21 protein-coding genes are annotated in these 19,009 nt (G+C 48.1%); all 21 read left to right on the top strand.

From position 1 onward, the window contains the following. The first annotated feature begins 28 nt into the window (after positions 1-28). The gene (locus ACI39P_RS03270; RefSeq protein ID WP_439719263.1) at positions 29-478 is read left to right on the top strand and encodes a GatB/YqeY domain-containing protein; all 450 of its coding nucleotides are present in this window, start codon (positions 29-31) and stop codon (positions 476-478) included. Between the two features lie 252 nt (positions 479-730). Next, entirely contained in the window at positions 731-1,726 is a 996-nt protein-coding gene (locus ACI39P_RS03275; protein ID WP_439719264.1) for an ABC transporter substrate binding protein, read from the top strand. A gap of 96 nt (positions 1,727-1,822) precedes the next feature. Further along, positions 1,823-2,731 (top strand): ABC transporter permease subunit, encoded by a 909-nt coding sequence (locus tag ACI39P_RS03280; protein ID WP_439719265.1) that lies wholly within the window; start codon positions 1,823-1,825, stop codon positions 2,729-2,731. Then, positions 2,724-3,518 (top strand): ATP-binding cassette domain-containing protein, encoded by a 795-nt coding sequence (locus ACI39P_RS03285; protein ID WP_439719266.1) that lies wholly within the window; start codon positions 2,724-2,726, stop codon positions 3,516-3,518. The genes ACI39P_RS03280 and ACI39P_RS03285 overlap by 8 nt, the downstream gene beginning before the upstream one ends. Positions 3,519-3,778: 260 nt before the next feature. Further along, on the top strand, positions 3,779-4,756 hold the full coding sequence (locus ACI39P_RS03290; RefSeq protein WP_439719267.1) for an ABC transporter substrate binding protein: 978 nt from the start codon (positions 3,779-3,781) through the stop codon (positions 4,754-4,756). Between the two features lie 234 nt (positions 4,757-4,990). Next, positions 4,991-5,902 (top strand): ABC transporter permease subunit, encoded by a 912-nt coding sequence (locus ACI39P_RS03295; protein ID WP_439719268.1) that lies wholly within the window; start codon positions 4,991-4,993, stop codon positions 5,900-5,902. Continuing rightward, positions 5,895-6,689, top strand: a complete 795-nt coding sequence (locus tag ACI39P_RS03300) for an ATP-binding cassette domain-containing protein (RefSeq protein ID WP_439719269.1) — start codon at positions 5,895-5,897, stop codon at positions 6,687-6,689. Before ACI39P_RS03295 ends, ACI39P_RS03300 begins: the two co-directional genes overlap by 8 nt. 220 nt (positions 6,690-6,909) lie before the next feature. Next, on the top strand, positions 6,910-7,173 hold the full coding sequence (gene yqfC, locus ACI39P_RS03305) for a sporulation protein YqfC (protein ID WP_439719270.1): 264 nt from the start codon (positions 6,910-6,912) through the stop codon (positions 7,171-7,173). Between the two features lie 402 nt (positions 7,174-7,575). Further along, positions 7,576-8,802 (top strand): sporulation protein YqfD, encoded by a 1,227-nt coding sequence (locus tag ACI39P_RS03310; protein WP_439719296.1) that lies wholly within the window; start codon positions 7,576-7,578, stop codon positions 8,800-8,802. Beyond that, the gene (locus tag ACI39P_RS03315; RefSeq protein ID WP_439719297.1) at positions 8,792-9,790 is read left to right on the top strand and encodes a PhoH family protein; all 999 of its coding nucleotides are present in this window, start codon (positions 8,792-8,794) and stop codon (positions 9,788-9,790) included. Before ACI39P_RS03310 ends, ACI39P_RS03315 begins: the two co-directional genes overlap by 11 nt. Then, complete coding sequence (locus ACI39P_RS03320; RefSeq protein ID WP_439719271.1) at positions 9,759-11,897, top strand: HDIG domain-containing metalloprotein; 2,139 nt, start codon at positions 9,759-9,761, stop codon at positions 11,895-11,897. Before ACI39P_RS03315 ends, ACI39P_RS03320 begins: the two co-directional genes overlap by 32 nt. After that, positions 11,881-12,351, top strand: a complete 471-nt coding sequence (gene ybeY / locus ACI39P_RS03325) for an rRNA maturation RNase YbeY (RefSeq protein ID WP_439719272.1) — start codon at positions 11,881-11,883, stop codon at positions 12,349-12,351. Before ACI39P_RS03320 ends, ybeY begins: the two co-directional genes overlap by 17 nt. A gap of 19 nt (positions 12,352-12,370) precedes the next feature. Then, positions 12,371-12,763 carry a cytidine deaminase gene (gene cdd, locus ACI39P_RS03330; RefSeq protein ID WP_439719273.1) on the top strand — a complete coding sequence of 131 codons (393 nt, stop codon included), beginning with the start codon at positions 12,371-12,373 and terminating at the stop codon, positions 12,761-12,763. Between the two features lie 12 nt (positions 12,764-12,775). Then, positions 12,776-13,117, top strand: coding sequence for a DUF6054 family protein (locus ACI39P_RS03335; protein WP_439719274.1), 342 nt, complete (start codon positions 12,776-12,778; stop codon positions 13,115-13,117). 18 nt (positions 13,118-13,135) lie between these two features. Then, entirely contained in the window at positions 13,136-13,714 is a 579-nt protein-coding gene (locus ACI39P_RS03340; protein WP_439719275.1) for a uracil-DNA glycosylase family protein, read from the top strand. An 18-nt stretch (positions 13,715-13,732) separates the two neighbouring features. Next, complete coding sequence (locus tag ACI39P_RS03345; protein WP_439719276.1) at positions 13,733-14,212, top strand: hypothetical protein; 480 nt, start codon at positions 13,733-13,735, stop codon at positions 14,210-14,212. Beyond that, on the top strand, positions 14,209-15,111 hold the full coding sequence (era, locus tag ACI39P_RS03350) for a GTPase Era (protein ID WP_439719277.1): 903 nt from the start codon (positions 14,209-14,211) through the stop codon (positions 15,109-15,111). Before ACI39P_RS03345 ends, era begins: the two co-directional genes overlap by 4 nt. A gap of 261 nt (positions 15,112-15,372) precedes the next feature. Then, a complete protein-coding gene (locus ACI39P_RS03355; RefSeq protein ID WP_439719278.1) occupies positions 15,373-15,522 on the top strand; it encodes a hypothetical protein in 150 nt (49 codons plus the stop codon). A gap of 19 nt (positions 15,523-15,541) precedes the next feature. Next, positions 15,542-16,264, top strand: a complete 723-nt coding sequence (gene recO / locus ACI39P_RS03360; RefSeq protein WP_439719279.1) for a DNA repair protein RecO — start codon at positions 15,542-15,544, stop codon at positions 16,262-16,264. 396 nt (positions 16,265-16,660) lie between these two features. Next, positions 16,661-18,049, top strand: a complete 1,389-nt coding sequence (locus ACI39P_RS03365) for a glycine--tRNA ligase (protein WP_439719280.1) — start codon at positions 16,661-16,663, stop codon at positions 18,047-18,049. A 239-nt stretch (positions 18,050-18,288) separates the two neighbouring features. After that, complete coding sequence (locus ACI39P_RS03370; RefSeq protein WP_439719281.1) at positions 18,289-18,963, top strand: DUF2461 domain-containing protein; 675 nt, start codon at positions 18,289-18,291, stop codon at positions 18,961-18,963. Positions 18,964-19,009 lie beyond the last annotated feature (46 nt).

Here is a 19,009-nt window from a genome sequence, read left to right on the forward strand (position 1 = left end):
GTTTACTTAGGCGAAAAGGGATGATGATATGTCATTAAAAGAGCAGCTTTTTGCAGATTTGAAAACTGCTATGAAAGAAAAGGATACATTGAAAAAGGATACAGTACAGCTGATCCGTTCCGGTATCCTGCAGATCGAAAAAGATAATAAGGTCGAGCTGGATGATGAAGGTGTGATCGAAGTTATCTCCAAGCAGCTCAAGAGCAGAAGGGATTCCTTGCCCGATTATATCAAGAGCGGCAGAGAAGATCTGATCGAAAAACTCAATAAAGAGATCGAAATTTTGTTAAGTTACCTTCCAGAGCAGTTAAGCGAGGATGAAATTCAAAAGATCGTAGAAGAAGCAATTGCACAGACTGGTGCTACGACCATTAAGGAAATGGGGAAAGTCATGGGTATCGTGACAGCCAAGGTAAAAGGTCGTGCCGATATGAAAGTTGTTGGCGGTCTTGTGAAAAAAATGCTCCAAGGCAAGTAATGATCAAAAACAATAGAGCCACAGGCGAAAGCCTGTGGCTTTTTGCGTCCCCGAAAACCTTATGAGATTCTTTTTTTTCAGATATTTCCCCCATAAATCGAATGAACGATTTTTTCGATTTATCTCATCGAAATATTCGATTTCGTGTTGACAACGCCATTTCCGGTGTTATAATTCATTTTGCGATGTTTTTTTGTACGAACTTTTGTCGGAAAAAAGCATCTACGAAAGAATAAAAGGGAGAGGATACATATGAAAATGAAAAAATGGATGGGCCTGGCGGCTTCCCTGATGGCAGCAGTGATGGCATTCACAGGCTGCGGCGGCAGTTCTGAAGCACCTGCGGAAGATACTGCTGAAATTGGTACTTATACCATCGGTATCGTACAGCAGATGGAACACGGTTCTCTGGATGCGGCAACACAGGGCTTTATGGATAAGCTGACAGAGCTTTTAGGGGAAGAAAATGTAACCTTTGATTATCAGAATGCCCAGGGGGAACAGGCAAACTGCACAACGATCGCAACAAAATTTGTTTCCAACGGGGTTGACCTGATTATGGCCAATGCTACAACAGCATTGCAGTGTGCGGCAGCCGCAACAGGCGATATCCCCATTGTCGGTACTTCCGTAACAGACTATGTGACAGCAGGTGTTGTTGATTCCAACGATGCACCGGGCAGAAATGTAACAGGTGTTTCCGATCTGGCTTCTGTAGAAGCACAGGTAGACGTGCTGATGCAGTTCTGTGATCCTGAAGATACAAAAGTAGCAATCATTTATTGCTCCGCAGAACCCAACTCTATTTTCCAGGCTGACCTGGCAAAAACATATCTGGATTCTCTGGGCGTACCTTATGCAGAATATACAGTAGCGGATTCCAATGAAATCCAGTCTGTTGTAACAAACGCTGTTTCCGATTGCAATGCCGTATTTGTACTGGCAGATAATACATTGGCAAACAACATGGAAATCGTAAAGAACATCACAGTTCCCGCAGGGATTCCTTCCGTAGCAGGCGCAGAAGCAATGTGCCAGGTTGGGGCTCTGTCCACAATCGCTATCGATTACTATGATCTGGGGGTAAAAGCTGCTGAAATGGCCTACGATATTTTGGTAAATGGTGCGAACCCCGCTGAAATGCCCATCGAATATATGACAGATGGTATCGTACCCAAATATAACCCTGAAATTGCGGAAGCATTGGGGGTAGAAATTCCCGAAGGCATGGAACCCATCGGTGAATAAATCAATTGTATTTTACACAGGAAAATAAATTTAGCGGAGCTGATTGGCTCCGCTTATTCCTGTGAAAGGAAATAAAAGAAAGAAAGAGGTTTTTTTATGAACATTATGGCACTAATCAATGCCCTGCCCGGTTCGGTTGCCCAGGGGCTGATCTGGGGCGTCATGGCTATCGGCGTTTACATTACGTTTAAAGTACTGGATTTTGCGGATCTGACAGTAGATGGCAGTATTGCTACAGGCGGCGCTGTAGCTGTTATGATGATGCTTTCCGGCCACAATGTAGGGGTTGCCTTGGTTGCGGCAACGATCGCAGGGATGCTTTCCGGTTTGGCGACAGGCGTGTTCCATGTTGCTTTCGGGATTCCCGGTATTTTGGCAGGGATTTTGACCCAGCTGGGGCTGTATTCCGTCAATATGCGTATCATGGGGAAATCCAATCAGGCCCTCAGTGTAGATAAATATAACCTGATCCTCAGTTTGAGAGATATCCCTCATGCGATTCTGGTTTCTGCTGTTTTCTGCGTGGCTGTTATTATATTGCTGTATTGGTTCTTCGGCACAGAAATGGGCCGCGGCTTCCGGGCAACGGGGAATAACGAAAAAATGGCCCGGGCCCAGGGGATCAATACAAATACAATGAAAATCATTGGCCTGATGCTTTCCAATGGTCTGGTTGGCCTGGCTGGCGGCCTGTATGCCCAGTATCAGGGCAATGCAGACGTTAACATGGGGCGTGGTGCCATCGTTATCGGTCTGGCTGCTGTTATCATTGGCGGTGTTGTCTTTGATAAGGTATTCCACAATTTTGCTATGCGTCTGGTGGGCGTTGTCGGTGGCGCCATTCTGTATTTTGTTGTCATCGCCTTTGTATTGTGGCTGGGCCTGGAAACGACAGATATGAAACTGATCAGTGCCCTGATCGTTGCGCTGTTCATGGCGGTGCCTTATCTGAAAGGCAAATATGCTGCCAACCATGTAAAGAGAGGAGGCAGCGAAAATGCTTGAATTGAAGAATATCTATAAAACATTCAATCCCGGTTCTGTCAATGAAAAAAGAGCACTGAACGGTGTTAACCTGAAAATGGAAGAAGGGGATTTTATCACCATCATCGGCGGGAATGGCGCCGGAAAATCCACTATGCTGAATGCCATTGCCGGCACATGGCCTCTGGATTCCGGTTCTGTCATCATCGATGGGGATGATATTACGAAGCTGCCGGAACATAAGAGAGCCGTTTATCTGGGTCGAGTATTTCAGGACCCTATGAATGGGACTGCGGCAGATATGGAAATTGAAGAAAACCTGGCGATCGCAAAACGCCGCGGGCAGAAACGTACTCTCAGATGGGGCATCACAAAGAAGGAAAGAGAAGAATATTTTGAACTGCTGAAGATGCTGGACCTGGGGCTGGAAAACCGTATGCGTACAAAAGTAGGCCTGCTTTCCGGCGGGCAGAGACAGGCGTTGACTCTGCTGATGGCAACACTGAAAAAGCCCAAGCTGCTCCTGCTGGATGAACATACCGCAGCCCTGGATCCTAAAACAGCGGCGAAGGTACTGGAGCTTTCCGATAAGATCATTGCAGAAAACGGCCTGACAGCGCTGATGGTCACCCATAATATGAAAGATGCCATTGCCCATGGCAATCGCCTGATCATGATGTGGGATGGTAAAATCATTCTGGATATCAAAGGGGAAGAAAAGAAGAATCTGACGGTAGATGATCTGTTGCATCAGTTCACGGTTGCCAGCGGCAAGGAATTTGCCAACGACCGTGCTTTGCTGGGCTGAGCCCTTTTGGGAATGCTTTATTAAACCCCATTCCGATTGGAAGATTTACATAAAGAAAGAGAAAAACACCCGTATAATTCGGGTGTTTTTTTGTTAGAAAGGCACAAGAAAATGTATACAAAAAACTTGTATGATTTTGTCGACAATTTCTTGACATTGTAAGACAGCGTGCTATAATGGCTTTAGCAATGTAAAGCATGTTCGCATGTATGCAAAAGAGTAAAAAATATTAAAAGTACAAGTAAAAGGGAGAGATTCTTATGAAAAAATGGATGAAACTGACAGCCACTATGATGGCTGCGGCAATGGCTCTGACAGCTTGCGGTGGTTCCGAAGCGCCCGCAGATGAAGCAGCAGACGGCGAAACATATACTATCGGTATTGTGCAGCAGCTGGAACATCCTGCTTTGGACGCAGCAACACAGGGCTTCCAGGATAAACTGACAGAACTGCTGGGCGACAGTGTAACATTCGATTATCAGAATGCCCAGGGGGAACAGACAAACTGCACAACAATCGCAACAAAATTCGTTTCCAACAATGTTGATTTGATTATGGCAAATGCTACAACAGCACTGCAGTCCGCAGCGGCAGCAACAGCCGATATTCCCATCGTTGGTACATCCGTAACAGACTATGTAACAGCCGGCGTTATCGAATCCAATGATGCACCCGGTACAAATGTAACAGGCGCATCCGACCTGGCTCCTGTAGATCAGCAGATCGCTCTGTTGCTGGAACTGGTTCCTGATGCAACAAAAGTTGGCATTGTTTACTGTTCCGCAGAACCCAACTCCATCTTCCAGTCTGAACTGGCACAGGCTGAACTGGACAAAGCAGGTGTTGCATGGGCAGAATATACAGCAGCCGATTCCAATGAAATCCAGTCTGTTGTAACAAAAGCAGTCAGCGAATGCGATGTTCTGTATGTTCCTACAGATAATACAATGGCAAACAATACAGAAATCATCAAAAACGTAGCAGTTCCCGCAGGCGTTCCTGTTATTGCCGGCGAAGAAGGCATTTGCCAGGGCTGTGGTCTGGCTACTCTGTCCATCAGCTACTATGACCTGGGCGTAAAAGCAGCGGAAATGGCTTACGAAATTCTGGTAAATGGCGCAAATCCTGCAGAAATGCCCATCGAATATGTTTCCGATGGTATTACAGCAAAATATAATCCTGAAATCGCAGAAGCTCTGAGTATCACAGTTCCCGAAGACATGGTACCCATTGAATAATGTGAAATAACTTTTTTACAAAAGAAAAAATAATCAACCTCCATACAAAAGAAAAAAGTGCAGACAACAGGCAGAATAGCGGAGCATTTTGCTCCGCTATTTTTTATCGATTTTTGTCAGTTTAGGAAAAAACTTGCGTATCTCTGTAGAATGAGATATTATTTTTTTAGTTTATTTTTGTAGGACATAAGACAAAGAAGCTAAGTTACAGAAAAAAGAGTTGGAGGGATTTTTATGAACATTATGGCGCTTTTCAACGCCCTGCCCGGTTCGGTTGCCCAGGGGCTGATCTGGGGCGTTATGGCCATCGGCGTTTACATCACCTTTAAAGTACTGGATTTTGCGGATCTGACAGTGGATGGCAGTATTGCTACAGGGGGCGCTGCAGCCGTTATGATGATGCTTTCCGGGCAGAATGTATATGTGGCATTGATCGCGGCAGCCATTGCGGGCATGCTTGCCGGCTTGGCTACAGGCATTTTCCATGTAGCCTTGGGGATTCCTGGCATTTTGGCAGGGATTTTGACCCAGCTGGGCCTCTATTCCATCAATATGCGCATCATGGGAAAATCCAATCAGGCCCTCAGCGTTGATAAATATGACCTGATCCTCAGCCTGAGAGATATTCCCCATGCCATCCTCGTTGCCCTGATTTTCTGTGTCGTGCTGATTATCTTGCTGTATTGTTTCTTTGGTACGGAGATGGGGCGTGGCTTCCGTGCCACCGGCAACAATGAAAAAATGGCCCGTGCCCAGGGTATCAATACAAACAATATGAAGGTTTTAGGGCTGATGCTTTCCAATGGTCTGGTTGGTTTGGCAGGCGGCCTGTATGCCCAGTATCAGGGCAATGCGGATGTTAATATGGGCCGAGGCGCTATTGTTATCGGCCTGGCGGCTGTCATCATCGGCGAGGTAGTTTTCGGCAAGTTTGTAAACTTCAACTATATGCTGCGTATGGCCGGGGTAGTTGGCGGCGCTATCCTGTATTTTGTTGTCATTGCCATTGTTTTGTGGCTGGGGCTGGAAACCACAGATATGAAGCTCATCAGTGCGCTGATCGTTGCCCTTTTCCTGGCAGTGCCCCATTTAAAGGTGAAATTTGCTGAAAGCCATGTGAAGAAAGGGGGCGGAGAGAATGCTTGAGCTGAAAAATATCTATAAAACCTTTAATCCCGGTTCTCCCAATGAAAAAAGAGCCTTGAACGGCGTGAATCTGACCTTGGAAGAAGGGGATTTTGTCACTATCATTGGCGGGAATGGTGCCGGAAAATCTACCATGCTGAATGCCATTGCAGGCACATGGCCCATCGACAGCGGTTCTGTCGTGATCGATGGGGTGGATATCACGAAGCTGCCCGAACATAAAAGAGCTGTGTATCTGGGGCGTGTATTTCAGGACCCTATGAATGGGACTGCGGCGGATATGGAAATCGAGGAAAACCTGGCCGTAGCAAAGCGCCGGGGGCAGAGCCGCACCCTCAGATGGGGCATCACAAAAAAGGAAAGGGAAGAATATGTAGAGCTGCTGAAAATGCTGGATTTGGGCCTGGAAACCCGTATGCGTACGAAGGTGGGTCTCCTTTCCGGCGGGCAGCGACAGGCGTTGACTCTGCTGATGGCAACCCTGAAAAAGCCTAAGCTGCTCCTGCTGGATGAACATACTGCAGCGCTGGACCCCAAAACGGCGGCAAAGGTGCTGGAGCTTTCCGATAAGATCATTGCGGAAAACAACCTGACGGCTTTGATGGTTACCCATAACATGAAGGATGCCATTGCCCATGGCAACCGGCTGATTATGATGTGGGACGGGAAAATCATTCTGGATATCAAGGAAGAAGAAAAGAAAAACCTGACTGTGGATGATCTGCTGCAGCAGTTCACCCTTGCCAGCGGCAAGGAATTTGCCAACGACAGGGCATTGTTGGGCTAATTTATTTGTGGGACTCTGTCCCGCACTCTGCCAAGGGAATCATTCTCTTGGAAACCGATTTTGCCAAAACTTCGTTTTGGCAGGAGAAGAAACGACAGAGGGAAAGCACTTATTTCAAGAAATTTTGCTTGAAATGGGTGCTTTTTTATTTGCCGAGGGGGACAAAGTCTAGTTTTTCCCCAAAAGGCATAGATTGAATAAATGGTTTTGAGGTGATGGCATGGGATTTCGGAAAAACATGACGGAAGCCTTGGAGCTGCCCAAAGAGATTATGCTGAATCTGCCCCTGATCTCCTTCATCGGGCGGGAAGAGGTATCCATAGAAAATTATAAAGGCATTTTGGAATATGGGGAAGAGACTGTGCGTGTTTCCACGGCGGCAGGGGTTTTGCGGCTGACAGGAAACGGGTTTTGCCTAAAGCAGCTGACTGCCGAGTGCATGGTGGTGACGGGCAAGGTGGAAAAAATGGAATTTTTACAATAAAGCGTTGTCAATAGACACAGGAAGGGGCAGCTTGCAGACAGATTTCTGTGGATATTAGACAACCTAATAAATGAGTAAGGCAAAGCCTTACGAATGTTATTAAAAGCGTTGTCAATGAACACAGAAGATGGCAGCTTGCAGACGGATTCCTGTGGATATTAGACAACCTAATGAATGAGTAAGGCAAAGCCTTACGAATGTTATTAAAAGCGTTGTCAATAGACACAGGAAGGGGGAGCTTGCAGACAGATTCCTGTGGATATTAGACAACCTAATGAATGAGTAAGGCAAAGCCTTACGAATGTTATTAAAAGCGTTGTCAATAAGCACACAGGGAATGGCAGCTTACAGACAGAGCAGAGGGAACCATTCGCTGTGGCTTTTACAAAGACGATCGTTGGGGTGAGTATTTTGTTCTTGGCGTTATGGTATTATTTACGTGGATATGTTAGAATAAGGGCGAAGGGCTTTTCAGCCGAACGCTTTATGAACATGGCGGCTTACCGGGGGGTCTATCTTTGGGATGTGACCCAGGCAGGGGCAGGCATGACCATGAAGGCAGCAGGCGGCAGCATGGATATTCTGGAGGCCTGTGCAGAAAAAACAGGCTGTACCATTGAAGTCCTCGGTTGGGGCGGCTTGCCGGCTTTTTTGGGGCGGTTTCGCAAGAGACAAGTCTGGGCGGCGGGGCTGCTGTTTTTTGCCGCAGGGCTCTATCTGCTTTCCTCTTTCATCTGGATGGTGGAGGTGGAAGGAAATGAACGCCTGGGAGAGGCGGAAATTCTTTCCTTTTGCGGGGAAATGGGCTTGAAGCCCGGCGCATGGAAGCGGAATGTAGATACGCAGGAGATTACCAATCAGCTGTTGGAAAACTTCGCCGATATTTCCTGGGTCAGCGTTGGCATCCATGGGACAGATGCCACCATCAAGCTGGCGGAGACCATCGAAAAAGTGGAACTGGTGGACCAGGAAACGCCCTGCGATATTATCGCCTCTGCCGATGGCGTGATTCTGCAGATCACTGCGGAGAGGGGAACGCCTTTGGCTGCGGCGGGGGATGTGGTGAAAAAAGGGGATATCCTCATCTCTTCGGAGGTTGTCATTGGCCTGGAAGGAGAGGAACAGCGCACCGAATACGTGGGAGCAGAAGGGGCTGTGACGGCTCGCATCTGGCAGCGGCTGGCAGAGGAAATGCCCTTGCAGTATGAGGAAGTGCTTTACAGTGGCGTGGAAAAGGAGAATCATAGCCTGATTTTTTCTGAAAAAGAATTGGATATCATTCACCCCAATGGGGATGGAGAATGGGAAAAAACGGTGTTGGAAGAAACCCCCCTGGCTTTGGGGGATTTTACATTGCCCCTGAAATGGAAAAAAGAACTTTGGAAAGCCTGTGAAACAGTGGAAAAAGAACGCACTGCAGAGGAGGCAAAAGCCCTTTTGGAAGAAAATTTAAGAAAAAAAGCAGAGAATTTATTATCTGCATACGGTACAATAGAAAATATAGAGATCAAATTTGAAGAATATGCCGATGGTGTCCGCGGCGAAGCGGAAATTACCATGACGGAGCGGATCGAAGAAAAACAATGGAGAACACAAGAAAAGGAGCGTGAAAATGCCGATGGCATTTGAAAGAACCATGCAGATGGATAACCGTATCATCCTGCCTGTTTTCGGGCAGTTTGATGCCAATATCAAAAAAATCGAAAAAGCCTGTGAGGTCAGCATCGTCAATCGGGGCGATGATGTGAAAATTTCCGGTGAGGAGAAAAACGTCCATAAGGCCTGGAATGTGATGCAGTCTTTGGCGGCATTGGCCAGAAAGGGCGAGGAGATTACAGAGCAGAATCTGGAATACTTCATTTCCTCTGCGGAGGAGGCGGATCTGAAGGAGTTGGAAAAGGTATACGATGACCTGATCTGCATTACCGTCAACGGCAGACCCTTGAAGCCCAAAACCCTGGGGCAGAAAAAATATGTCGACTTGATTAAAAATAACACTGTTGTTTTTGGCATTGGCCCTGCCGGTACGGGGAAAACTTATCTTGCCATGGCGATGGCCATCACTGCCTTTAAAAATAACGAAGTGAACCGCATCATCCTGACCCGCCCTGCCATTGAAGCAGGGGAAAAGCTGGGCTTCCTGCCCGGGGATTTGCAGCAGAAGGTAGACCCCTATCTGCGTCCTCTGTATGATGCCCTGTACGAGATCATGGGTGCGGAAAATTTTATGAAAAACATGGAAAAGGGGCTCATCGAAGTGGCTCCCCTGGCCTATATGCGCGGGCGTACGCTGGATAATGCCTTTATTGTGCTGGATGAAGCCCAAAACACCACTCCGGAGCAGATGAAGATGTTCCTGACCCGTATCGGTTATGGCTCCAAAGCGGTCATTACCGGGGATGTGACCCAGATCGACCTGACAGAAGGCAAGCGAAGCGGCCTGATGGAGGCAACGAAAATTTTGGCTGGCATCGAAGGGATCGGGCAGATCACATTGACCAATAAGGATGTTGTGCGCCATCCGCTGGTGCAGAAGATCATCCTTGCCTATGAAAAATTTGAAAATAAGAAACGAGGCGATCAGGATGGCAAGAAAGAAAGACGCTTCTCCAAATAACCCAAAGAAGAAATCTCAGCAGGGACTGATGTTTGCTGTCGCCATCCTGCTGACTCTGCTCTGCATCGGCACCGGTTCTTATGTGCAGGAATTGGATACGGTGCAGGTGGGTTCTGTGGCGGAAAAACGATATGTCGCCGAAGAAGATACGGTGGATGTGGTGGCAACCAATAAATTGAAGGAGGCGGCGGCCGACAGCGTTGCCCCTATTTATAAAGAGGATTCCCAGGCGGAAGAAGAAAGCCGCGGGGAAGTCAATGAATTATTTCAGGATTTGAACAATATCCTTTCTGGCCTGCAGGAAGGGGAAAGCTTTTATGAAAAAGTACAGGAAGCACCTTGGAAGCTGCCGGTGGTGCTGACGGAAAAACAGCTGAATGCCTATGCGGAGCTGGATGCAGGAAACCGCAGTTCATTTGCGGAGGATTGCCTGGCGGTGATGCATCAGGTCTACGAAGAGGGTATTACTGCCGATGCATTGGAAAGCAGCAGAAAAAAAGCCAACGAAGCCTTTGGCACAACTGCGTGGAATCGTACCCTGAAGGAAATGGCCGGCGGGATTTTTGCGGCAGCGCTGGAACCGAACCTCCTGCCCGATGAAGCAGCCATGGAGGCTGCCAGGGAAGAAAAGCGGGCGGAAGTGGAAGATGTGATGATCCGCAAAAATCAGAAGATCGTGGATGAAGGGGAGATCATTACCCAGGATATTTATGACAGACTGGTGAATCTGCACCTTGTGGGCGGCGCGGATTATACCGACAGTGCGCTGCCTCTTTTGGGCAGTATGCTGATGGTGGCGCTGCTGTTTATTGCCCTGTATCTCTTTTTTGCATGGAGCAAAGGGGTTGTGGTGCTGAAGCAGAATGAAGTGAAGATGCTCTTCAGTGTCTATGTCATCATGGTGCTTTTGCTGCGGCTGATGGCAGCTACGCCATATTTTACGTTGATCCCTCTGGGGCTTTTTGCCATGCTGTCCAGCCTGTTGGTGGGCCGGCGGGTGGCTTTGGTGATGAATTCCCTGTTCTGTGTCATCGGCTGTTTCATTTTTAACGGCGATGTGCAATTTTTGATGTATTCCCTGCTGGTGGGCACATTGGGGGCGCTCTTGATCCAGAAAACGGACAGGCGCCAGTGGATCGTTCCCGTTGCTGTAGCCATGGGGGCAGTCAGCTTCTTTGCCATGCTGGGGGTTGGCTTGTTCTTCGAGAATGGCTATACGGCGGGGCTGCTGCTGAAATGTGCCTTTGGCGCCGCTACAGGGCTGCTTTCCGTTATCATTGCGGTGGGGAGCCTGCCCTTCTGGGAGGCAACTTTTGAAGCCAATACCCCTCTGCGCCTGCTGGAACTGACAAATCCCAATAATGAGCTTTTGCGCCGCCTGATGCTGGAAGCACCGGGTACATATCACCATAGTCTCATCGTTGCTAACCTGGCGGAAACGGCGGCTTATGCCATTGGGGCCAATACGGCTTTGGCAAGAGCCGGTGCCTATTACCATGATATCGGCAAGCTGAAGAATCCCCAGTTTTTTGCGGAGAATCAGACGGGCTATAATCCCCATGATGACCTGGCACCGGAAAGCAGTGCAAAAATCATTACTCAGCACCCGAAAAACGGCGTGGAAATGGGGCTGGAATATAATCTTCCCCATATTATTCTGGATGTGATTCGGGAACACCATGGGACAAGCTTGGTGAAGTTTTTCTATTTTAAGGCATTGAAGGCCTATGGGGCGGAAAATGTGCAGGAATCCGATTATCGTTATCAGGGCGCTGTCCCCACCTCCCGGGAATCTGCGGTGGTCATGCTGGCGGATACAGTGGAAGCGGCGGTGCGCTCCATGCTGGGCAGCGGAAAGACTCTGGAAGAGGTGGAAGGCGTAATTAAAAACCTGATTAAGGATAAGCTGGATGATGGACAGCTGGATCACAGCGGCCTTGCCATCCATGAATTGGAAATTATCCGGAAGGCTTTTATTGAGGTATTCCACGGCATGTATCACGAGCGGGTGGCATACCCCAAACAGGAAGAAATCGAAGCGGCGGCGAAAAAAGAACAGCCTGCCGAAGAAAACAGAGAGGAAGAAAACAGTGAATCTACTGATTGATAACAGAACAGAAACCGCCCTTTCCCCGGAATTGGAAGAAGCCATCGGGAAAGCGGCAGCAGAAGCATTGAAATACGAAGCATTTGATGAAAACTGTGAAATCAGCGTTTCCATCGTGGATAACGAGGAAATCCGCCAGATCAATAAGCAGTTTAGAAATATTGACAGAGCCACAGATGTCCTCAGCTTTCCCATGCTGACCTTCGAAGAGGGGGAAGAAGCGGAGGTCAACGAAAATGACGAGATCATTCTGGGGGATATCATCATTTCCCTGGAGCGGGCGAAGGAGCAGGCGGCAGAATACGGCCATTCCCTGAAACGGGAGATCGCCTTTCTGACGGCCCATAGTATGCTTCATCTCTTGGGCTACGACCACATGGAGCCGGAGGAGGAAGCGGAGATGTTCCGCCGCCAGAAGGAGATTTTACTGCAGGCGGGCTTCCCCAGAGAATAATGAAACGGAGTGATTCCTTATGACAGACAGAGAATTGGTAAATATGGCGAAGGAAGCCATGGAAAACGCCTATGTGCCCTATTCCCATTTCAAGGTGGGGGCGGCGCTTTTGGCGAAGGACGGCACTGTATTCAAGGGATGCAATATCGAAAACGCATCCTATGGTGCCACCAACTGCGCTGAGCGCACAGCCATTTTCAAGGCTGTTTCCGAAGGGTATAGGGAATTTGAGAAGATTGCCATTGTTGCCAGCAGCGGAGATTATGCTTCTCCCTGCGGCATCTGCCGACAGGTTTTGTTTGAATTCCTGCCCGAGGGCAAAGTCATTCTGGACAGCGATGAAAAGGGTATGGTAACATTTACAGTTAGAGAACTGCTGCCCTTCGGGTTCCGTGGGGAGGATATCAAATAAGGGGGAACAAGAATGGAAAAAATCGATCTGTATGTGAGACTTTCTCCTATGGAGGCGGCGGAAAAGGTAAAGGATGCCGTAACGGGAACTTTTTCCGGCGAGATCTTAGATGAATATAAGCGGATGCTGCCCAATGGGAAAGAAATCGTGATGTTGTTATTTGAGAAATTTTATATGCGTTCCGGTAATAGAGCTACACTGACGTTTTTGGCGGATAATCTGGAAGAAACGACCAAGGTGCATTTATCTGCCGGCGGCGGAAGTGAAGGGATGCTTTTTCGTTTCGATTGGGGCGCAGGCGCAAGCTTTGCGCAGCTGGGGCAGGATGCGCTGCAGGAATATCGTTGTAAGTAGTTTCGAGGTGGAAGAAGTATGGCGGAAAAAAGCTGGGAAATTTTAGAGGGTGCATGCTATTCCTGCAAAAAATGCAGGCTTTGGGAAATGCGTACCAATGTTGTCATCGGCAAAGGCAACCGCAATGCGGATATCCTGTTTATTGGGGAGGGCCCCGGCCAGCAGGAGGATTTGCAGGGCTTGCCCTTCGTAGGCCCTGCGGGACAATTATTGGATAAAATGCTGGCAAGCGTGGGCTTATCCTTGGAGGATGCCTATATTGCCAATGTGGTCAAATGCCGTCCGCCCGGCAACCGTGACCCTCACGATGATGAAAAGGAAGCCTGTCTGAATTATCTCAGGTATCAGCTGATGCTCATCAAACCGAAAATCATCGTCTGCCTGGGGCGCATTGCCGCCACCACCATCATTGACCCGGAATTTAAAATTACCCGCCAAAGGGGTCAGTGGCTGGAACGAAAGGGCTATCATATCATTGCAACCTACCATCCCTCCGCTCTTTTGCGGGATGAAACGAAAAAACGCCCCGCATGGGAGGATATGCAGGCCATCCGTGCCAAGTGGGATGAATTGAAAGAAAAATCAGATACAGAATAGTTTTAGGAGGAAAGAAACATGAACGGCATCGAAGCATTGAAAGCAAAATTTGCAGATATTGAAGTGAAACCCAATGCCAGAACCATGGAGGAAGTGGAACAGTACATCATCGAAAAATGGGGTGCGTTCCGTGTAAAAATTACAGAAACAGAACTGCTTGCCCACTATAAAGCAGCCTGTGAATTTGCAAAAATGATGGGACGGGACGCAATCAATATGCAGGATGATATCAGAAGATATCGTCTGCCCAATACCAACAAAATTCATGTGGTTCTGGGAATGAAATCCGAATATATGACAGCAGAAAACGGCATGAAATATTATCAGGCATTGTGTCTCATCAAAGGGCTGACCCAGGAAGATATTGATACAAAGAACGAAAGATGGCTGCAGTATATGCTGCTGCTGGATATGGCAAAAGACTGGGAAGAAAAAGACCAAATTTTCCTAGCAGAACAGAAAGCTATGCTGAAAGAAAGAGGGGTAGAGACTGAATGAAAAAATTCCACTCCGGTTTCGTCTCCCTTGTCGGCAGACCTAACGTAGGCAAATCCACACTGATGAACTGCCTGATTGGGGAAAAGATTGCCATTACTTCCCACAAACCCCAGACCACAAGAAACAAGATTACCTCCATCCTGACGAAGGAGGATTTTCAGTGTGTCTTTTTGGATACACCCGGTATCCATAAGCCCAAATCCAAGCTGGGGGAATATATGGTGCGCTCCGCGGAAACGACCTTCAACGAAGTGGATTTGGTTTTGATGCTGATTGAGCCTACTACAGAGGTTCAGGCTATGGATCAGTATGTGCTGGAACGCCTGAAAAATGTAAAAACACCTGTTGTTTTGGTCATCAATAAAATCGACACCGTGGAACGGGATACCCTGCTGGAGGTCATTTCTGTATATAATAAGCTGTATGATTTTGCGGATGTGGTGCCCATTTCTGCCATGAAGGACAGAAATACAGGAGAGCTTTTGGAGGTCATCAAAAAATACCTGCCGGAAGGACCTCAGTATTTTCCCGGGGATATGGTGACAGACCAGCCCGAACGGCAGATTGCGGCGGAGATCATTCGGGAAAAGGCATTGTATCTCTTGCAGGATGAAGTGCCCCATGGCATTGCGGTGGAGATCATGTCCATGAAGAAACGCCCTAATCAGGATATGGTAGATGTGCAGGCGACGATTTATTGCGAACGGGATTCCCATAAGGGTATCATCATCGGCAAGCAGGGCTCTATGCTGAAGCGCATCGGCTCTACTGCCAGATATGATATGCAGCGGCTGCTGGGTTCGCCTATTTATTTGCAGCTTTGGGTGAAGGTGAAGAAGGATTGGCGGGACAGCGATTTCCTGCTGAAGAACTTCGGCTACGACAAGAAAAATATTTAAAGAACTTGGGGGCGCTGCCCTCAATACCCCCGCGAAGAGGCACCGCCCCCTCGACCCGGGTATGCCACAAAACTAGCGTTTTGTGAAGGATTTCGATTTTTATTTCTCGCAAAACGGCAGTTTCGCGAAAGTATCGGGTCAAGGGTCTGAGACCCTTGCGGGGAGGCGGGGCAGAGCCCCGCGGTCTTTTTGGCAGTATTTTGGCAGTATGGCTGGGGCGGTTTTTTCACATCCTATCCCCATGAAAGGGGATGGATTGATATGAGTGAACAGGAACGGGCATATTGGCAGAAGTTTTTGCAGACAGGGCAGGTGGAGGATTACCTGCGCTATCGCAAATATTTGACGGAGCAGGCGGAAAACCCTCGCCGCCGCATAGAAGAAACATCCAGATATAAAAAATTTTATTAAAACGAAAACGAGGTCGGCTATGGGAACAGAAAAGCTGCGGGGCATTGTCATACGGGAAGAAATGAAAGGCGAGAGCAACAAGCAGATCGTCCTTCTGGCGAAGGGCTTGGGGCGTGTGGTTCTTTCCGCCCGTGGGGCGCGCAATGCCAAAAGCAGGCTTTTGGCGGCGACGCAGCTGTTCTGCTATGCCGATTTTGTGGTTTATGAGGGCAAGGGGTTTTACTCTATTACGCAGGCGGAGCTGCTGAATAGCTTTTATGGCCTGCGGATGGATATGGATAAATTTTCCGAAGCGATGTATCTGGCAGAGCTGACGGATCGCTGCTGCCCTGCAGGGATGGAGCAGGATGAGGTGCTGGAGCTGCTGTATTACGCCTTTCTCGTTATGGATAAAGGCACGCTGCCGCCAAAGCTGGTCTCCCGTATTTTTGAACTGAAACTATTGCAGATTTCTGGGCTTTTCGCCCCGGAGGAATGCAATATCTGCGGGGAAAGGGAAGGCGATTTATACTTCGATGGCAGAACAGGTGCGTTTTACTGCGCCAAGCATCGTACCCAGAATAGTATTTTTGTGTATGACGCCGTGCGAAAGGCTTTTGCCCATGTTTTGGAAAAGGAAGGGCGGGCGGTTTTCGGCTTCAACCTTTCCGAAGAAGCCTTGGAGCAGATGACTGTCATTCTGCGGAGTTATATGGACATACATATGGATCTCAGGCTAAAAACCCGCGATTTTTTTGCGTAGCGGCTGAAATTTTGTTCATGTTTTGTGGAAATCTGTGCGCCGCGGAAAGAAAATGTATGGAAAATCGTGCAAGATTTCCCCTTGACTTTGGTTTCAGAAAGCGTTATCATAGGTTGCAACTTCATAAAACCTGCGTTGAAGAAGAGGAGTATCTGCGGAGGATTTTCAGAGAGCCATCGGTCGGTGTGAGGTGGCAGTCGGAAACAGAGAAGGGCGCTTTGGAGCAGGATTCACAAGAGAGGGTCGGTGCAGCCAGCATCGGTCAACGAGGGTGGAACCGCGGAAGAACTTTAGAGCTTTCGTCCCTTGCCTACCAGCGAGGGATGAAGGCTTTTTCTATATCTTTCGTCCTTCGAAACTATCACTTATTACTTTCTTAGTTAGGAGGAATTTCAAATGGCAGTAGAATCTATGGAAAAAATCGTAGCATTGGCAAAAAACAGAGGCTTTGTTTACCCCGGCTCTGAAATTTACGGCGGTCTGGCAAATACATGGGATTACGGCCCTCTGGGTGTGGAACTGAAAAATAACATGAAAAAAGCATGGTGGAAAAAATTCATCCAGGAAAACCCCATGAACGTTGGCGTTGACTGTGCCATCCTGATGAACCCCCAGACATGGGTAGCATCCGGCCACGTTGGCGGTTTCAGCGACCCTCTGATGGACTGTAAGGAATGTAAGGAACGTTTCCGTGCAGATAAACTGATCGAAGACCACATGAAAGCCCACGATATGCCTGAAGTGGTCGTAGACGGCTGGAGCAACGAAGAAATGAAAAAATTCGTGGACGACAATCAGGTTGCCTGCCCTTCCTGCGGTGCTCATAACTTCACCGATATCCGTCAGTTCAACCTGATGTTCAAAACCTTCCAGGGTGTTACAGAGGATGCGAAAAACGTGGTTTATCTGCGTCCTGAAACAGCACAGGGTATCTTTGTAAACTTCAAAAACGTACAGAGAACCTCCAGAAAGAAACTGCCCTTCGGTATCGGTCAGATCGGTAAATCCTTCCGTAACGAAATCACACCTGGTAACTTTACTTTCCGTACCAGAGAATTTGAACAGATGGAACTGGAATTCTTCTGCGAACCCGGTTCTGACCTGGAATGGCTGGATTACTGGAGAAATTACTGCAAGGATTTCCTGCTGCATCTGAACATGACAGAAGAACATATCAGACTGAGAGACCACTCTCCTGAAGAACTTTCCCACTACAGCAAGGGCACAACAGATATTGAATATAAATTCCCCTTTGGCTGGGGCGAACTGTGGGGCATTGCAGATAGAACAGATTATGACCTGACCTGCCACCAGAACACCAGCGGTCAGGATATGACATACTACGATCAGGAAAAGAATGAAAAATATGTACCTTACTGCATCGAACCTTCTGTTGGTGCAGACCGTGTGACACTGGCGTTCCTGTGTGATGCTTACGATGAAGAAGAAGTGGGCGAAGGCGATGTCAGAACAGTAATGCATTTCCACCCCGCACTGGCACCCATCAAAGCGGCTGTTCTGCCCCTGAGCAAAAAGCTGAATGCACAGGCCCAGGAAGTATATGCAATGCTGGCAAAAGAATTCAACTGCGATTATGATGATGCAGGTTCTATCGGTAAGCGTTACAGAAGACAGGATGAAGTTGGTACTCCTTTCTGTATCACATACGACTTTGATTCCGTAGAAGATCAGTGCGTAACAGTACGTGACAGAGATACCATGGAACAGGTAAGAATGCCCATCGCTGATCTGGTATCCTACCTGAAAGAAAAAATGGAATTTTAAGACCGTGGGGTTCCACCCTACTGCCCCGCTAGGGGGATAATCCCCCTAGAACCCTATACTTCCGCCCAAACTGCGTTTGTGTGGGGAATATAAATCTAAGATGAACGGAAAAAGGCTTGGGATTTATCCCAAGTCTTTTTTGCGCCGCAGGCAAATAAGGGTGCAGGGAAATTATTTCCCTGCCAGGGTTCGGGACAGAGTCCCGAAGATGTGCTATAATGGATACCGAGGTGAAAGATATGAAAAGATTTGAAGGCTTTTTGCCGGAAACCATAGATTTCCTTTGGGAACTCAGGATGAATAACAGCAAGGAATGGATGGACCAGAACCGAGAACGCTATAAAGCCGTCCTGAAAGAACCATTTGATAAACTTGCGGCAGATTTGGCGGAACTGAGCCCCCTGTTCTGCGGGGAAAAGATGCACTATTCCGTTTCCCGCATCAACCGGGATATCCGTTATAGTAAGGATAAAAGCCCTTACCGTGCCTGCCGCTGGGTGGTGCTGTATGATGAAAAGCTCCACGGCACAGAATGGAAGCTGCGCCCGACTTTCTATTTTGAATTGCAGCCGGAAGGCTATACCCATGGCTTGGGCTTTTGGCACGCAACTCCCGCATATCTGACAGCATTTCGTAAAAAGATCAACAGCAACCCCGGGGCGTTCCTACGGCTTGCCAAAAAAGTGGACAAAGACCCCTTGTTCCAACTGGAAGGGGAGGAATATAAGAAAATCAAGAATGAGACCCTCGACCCGCTGGGGCAAAGCTGGTATAAAAAGAAGGATATCATCATCTGTACCAGAGGCGGTATGGAAGATATCCTCTTTACCCCGGAACTGCCCCAATATCTGGCAGAGGAATGGGGCAGGCTGAAAGGACTGTATAAATTTCTGGAAGAAATCGAAGCGGAATAAAAAAGAATCCCCTGTACTCGAAAGAGCAGGGGATTTTTTAGTTGAG

It is taken from the genome of Anaerotignum sp., from assembly GCF_051877975.1.
In the GTDB taxonomy this organism is placed as follows: domain Bacteria; phylum Bacillota; class Clostridia; order Lachnospirales; family Anaerotignaceae; genus Anaerotignum_A.

Bases quoted from the DNA above. Each gene is read 5' to 3' on its own strand.
- ACI39P_RS03280 (WP_439719265.1), top strand. From the start codon at position 1,823: ATGAACATTATGGCACTAATCAATGCCCTGCCCGGTTCGGTTGCCCAG.
- era (WP_439719277.1), top strand. From the start codon at position 14,209: ATGAAAAAATTCCACTCCGGTTTCGTCTCCCTTGTCGGCAGACCTAAC.
- ACI39P_RS03320 (WP_439719271.1), top strand. From the start codon at position 9,759: ATGGCAAGAAAGAAAGACGCTTCTCCAAATAACCCAAAGAAGAAATCT.
- ACI39P_RS03295 (WP_439719268.1), top strand. From the start codon at position 4,991: ATGAACATTATGGCGCTTTTCAACGCCCTGCCCGGTTCGGTTGCCCAG.
- ACI39P_RS03300 (WP_439719269.1), top strand. From the start codon at position 5,895: ATGCTTGAGCTGAAAAATATCTATAAAACCTTTAATCCCGGTTCTCCC.
- yqfC (WP_439719270.1), top strand. From the start codon at position 6,910: ATGGGATTTCGGAAAAACATGACGGAAGCCTTGGAGCTGCCCAAAGAG.
- ACI39P_RS03275 (WP_439719264.1), top strand. From the start codon at position 731: ATGAAAATGAAAAAATGGATGGGCCTGGCGGCTTCCCTGATGGCAGCA.
- ACI39P_RS03370 (WP_439719281.1), top strand. From the start codon at position 18,289: ATGAAAAGATTTGAAGGCTTTTTGCCGGAAACCATAGATTTCCTTTGG.
- ACI39P_RS03345 (WP_439719276.1), top strand. From the start codon at position 13,733: ATGAACGGCATCGAAGCATTGAAAGCAAAATTTGCAGATATTGAAGTG.
- ACI39P_RS03315 (WP_439719297.1), top strand. From the start codon at position 8,792: ATGGCATTTGAAAGAACCATGCAGATGGATAACCGTATCATCCTGCCT.
- ACI39P_RS03270 (WP_439719263.1), top strand. From the start codon at position 29: ATGTCATTAAAAGAGCAGCTTTTTGCAGATTTGAAAACTGCTATGAAA.
- ACI39P_RS03285 (WP_439719266.1), top strand. From the start codon at position 2,724: ATGCTTGAATTGAAGAATATCTATAAAACATTCAATCCCGGTTCTGTC.
- cdd (WP_439719273.1), top strand. From the start codon at position 12,371: ATGACAGACAGAGAATTGGTAAATATGGCGAAGGAAGCCATGGAAAAC.
- ACI39P_RS03290 (WP_439719267.1), top strand. From the start codon at position 3,779: ATGAAAAAATGGATGAAACTGACAGCCACTATGATGGCTGCGGCAATG.
- ACI39P_RS03365 (WP_439719280.1), top strand. From the start codon at position 16,661: ATGGCAGTAGAATCTATGGAAAAAATCGTAGCATTGGCAAAAAACAGA.
- ACI39P_RS03335 (WP_439719274.1), top strand. From the start codon at position 12,776: ATGGAAAAAATCGATCTGTATGTGAGACTTTCTCCTATGGAGGCGGCG.
- ACI39P_RS03340 (WP_439719275.1), top strand. From the start codon at position 13,136: ATGGCGGAAAAAAGCTGGGAAATTTTAGAGGGTGCATGCTATTCCTGC.
- recO (WP_439719279.1), top strand. From the start codon at position 15,542: ATGGGAACAGAAAAGCTGCGGGGCATTGTCATACGGGAAGAAATGAAA.
- ACI39P_RS03355 (WP_439719278.1), top strand. From the start codon at position 15,373: ATGAGTGAACAGGAACGGGCATATTGGCAGAAGTTTTTGCAGACAGGG.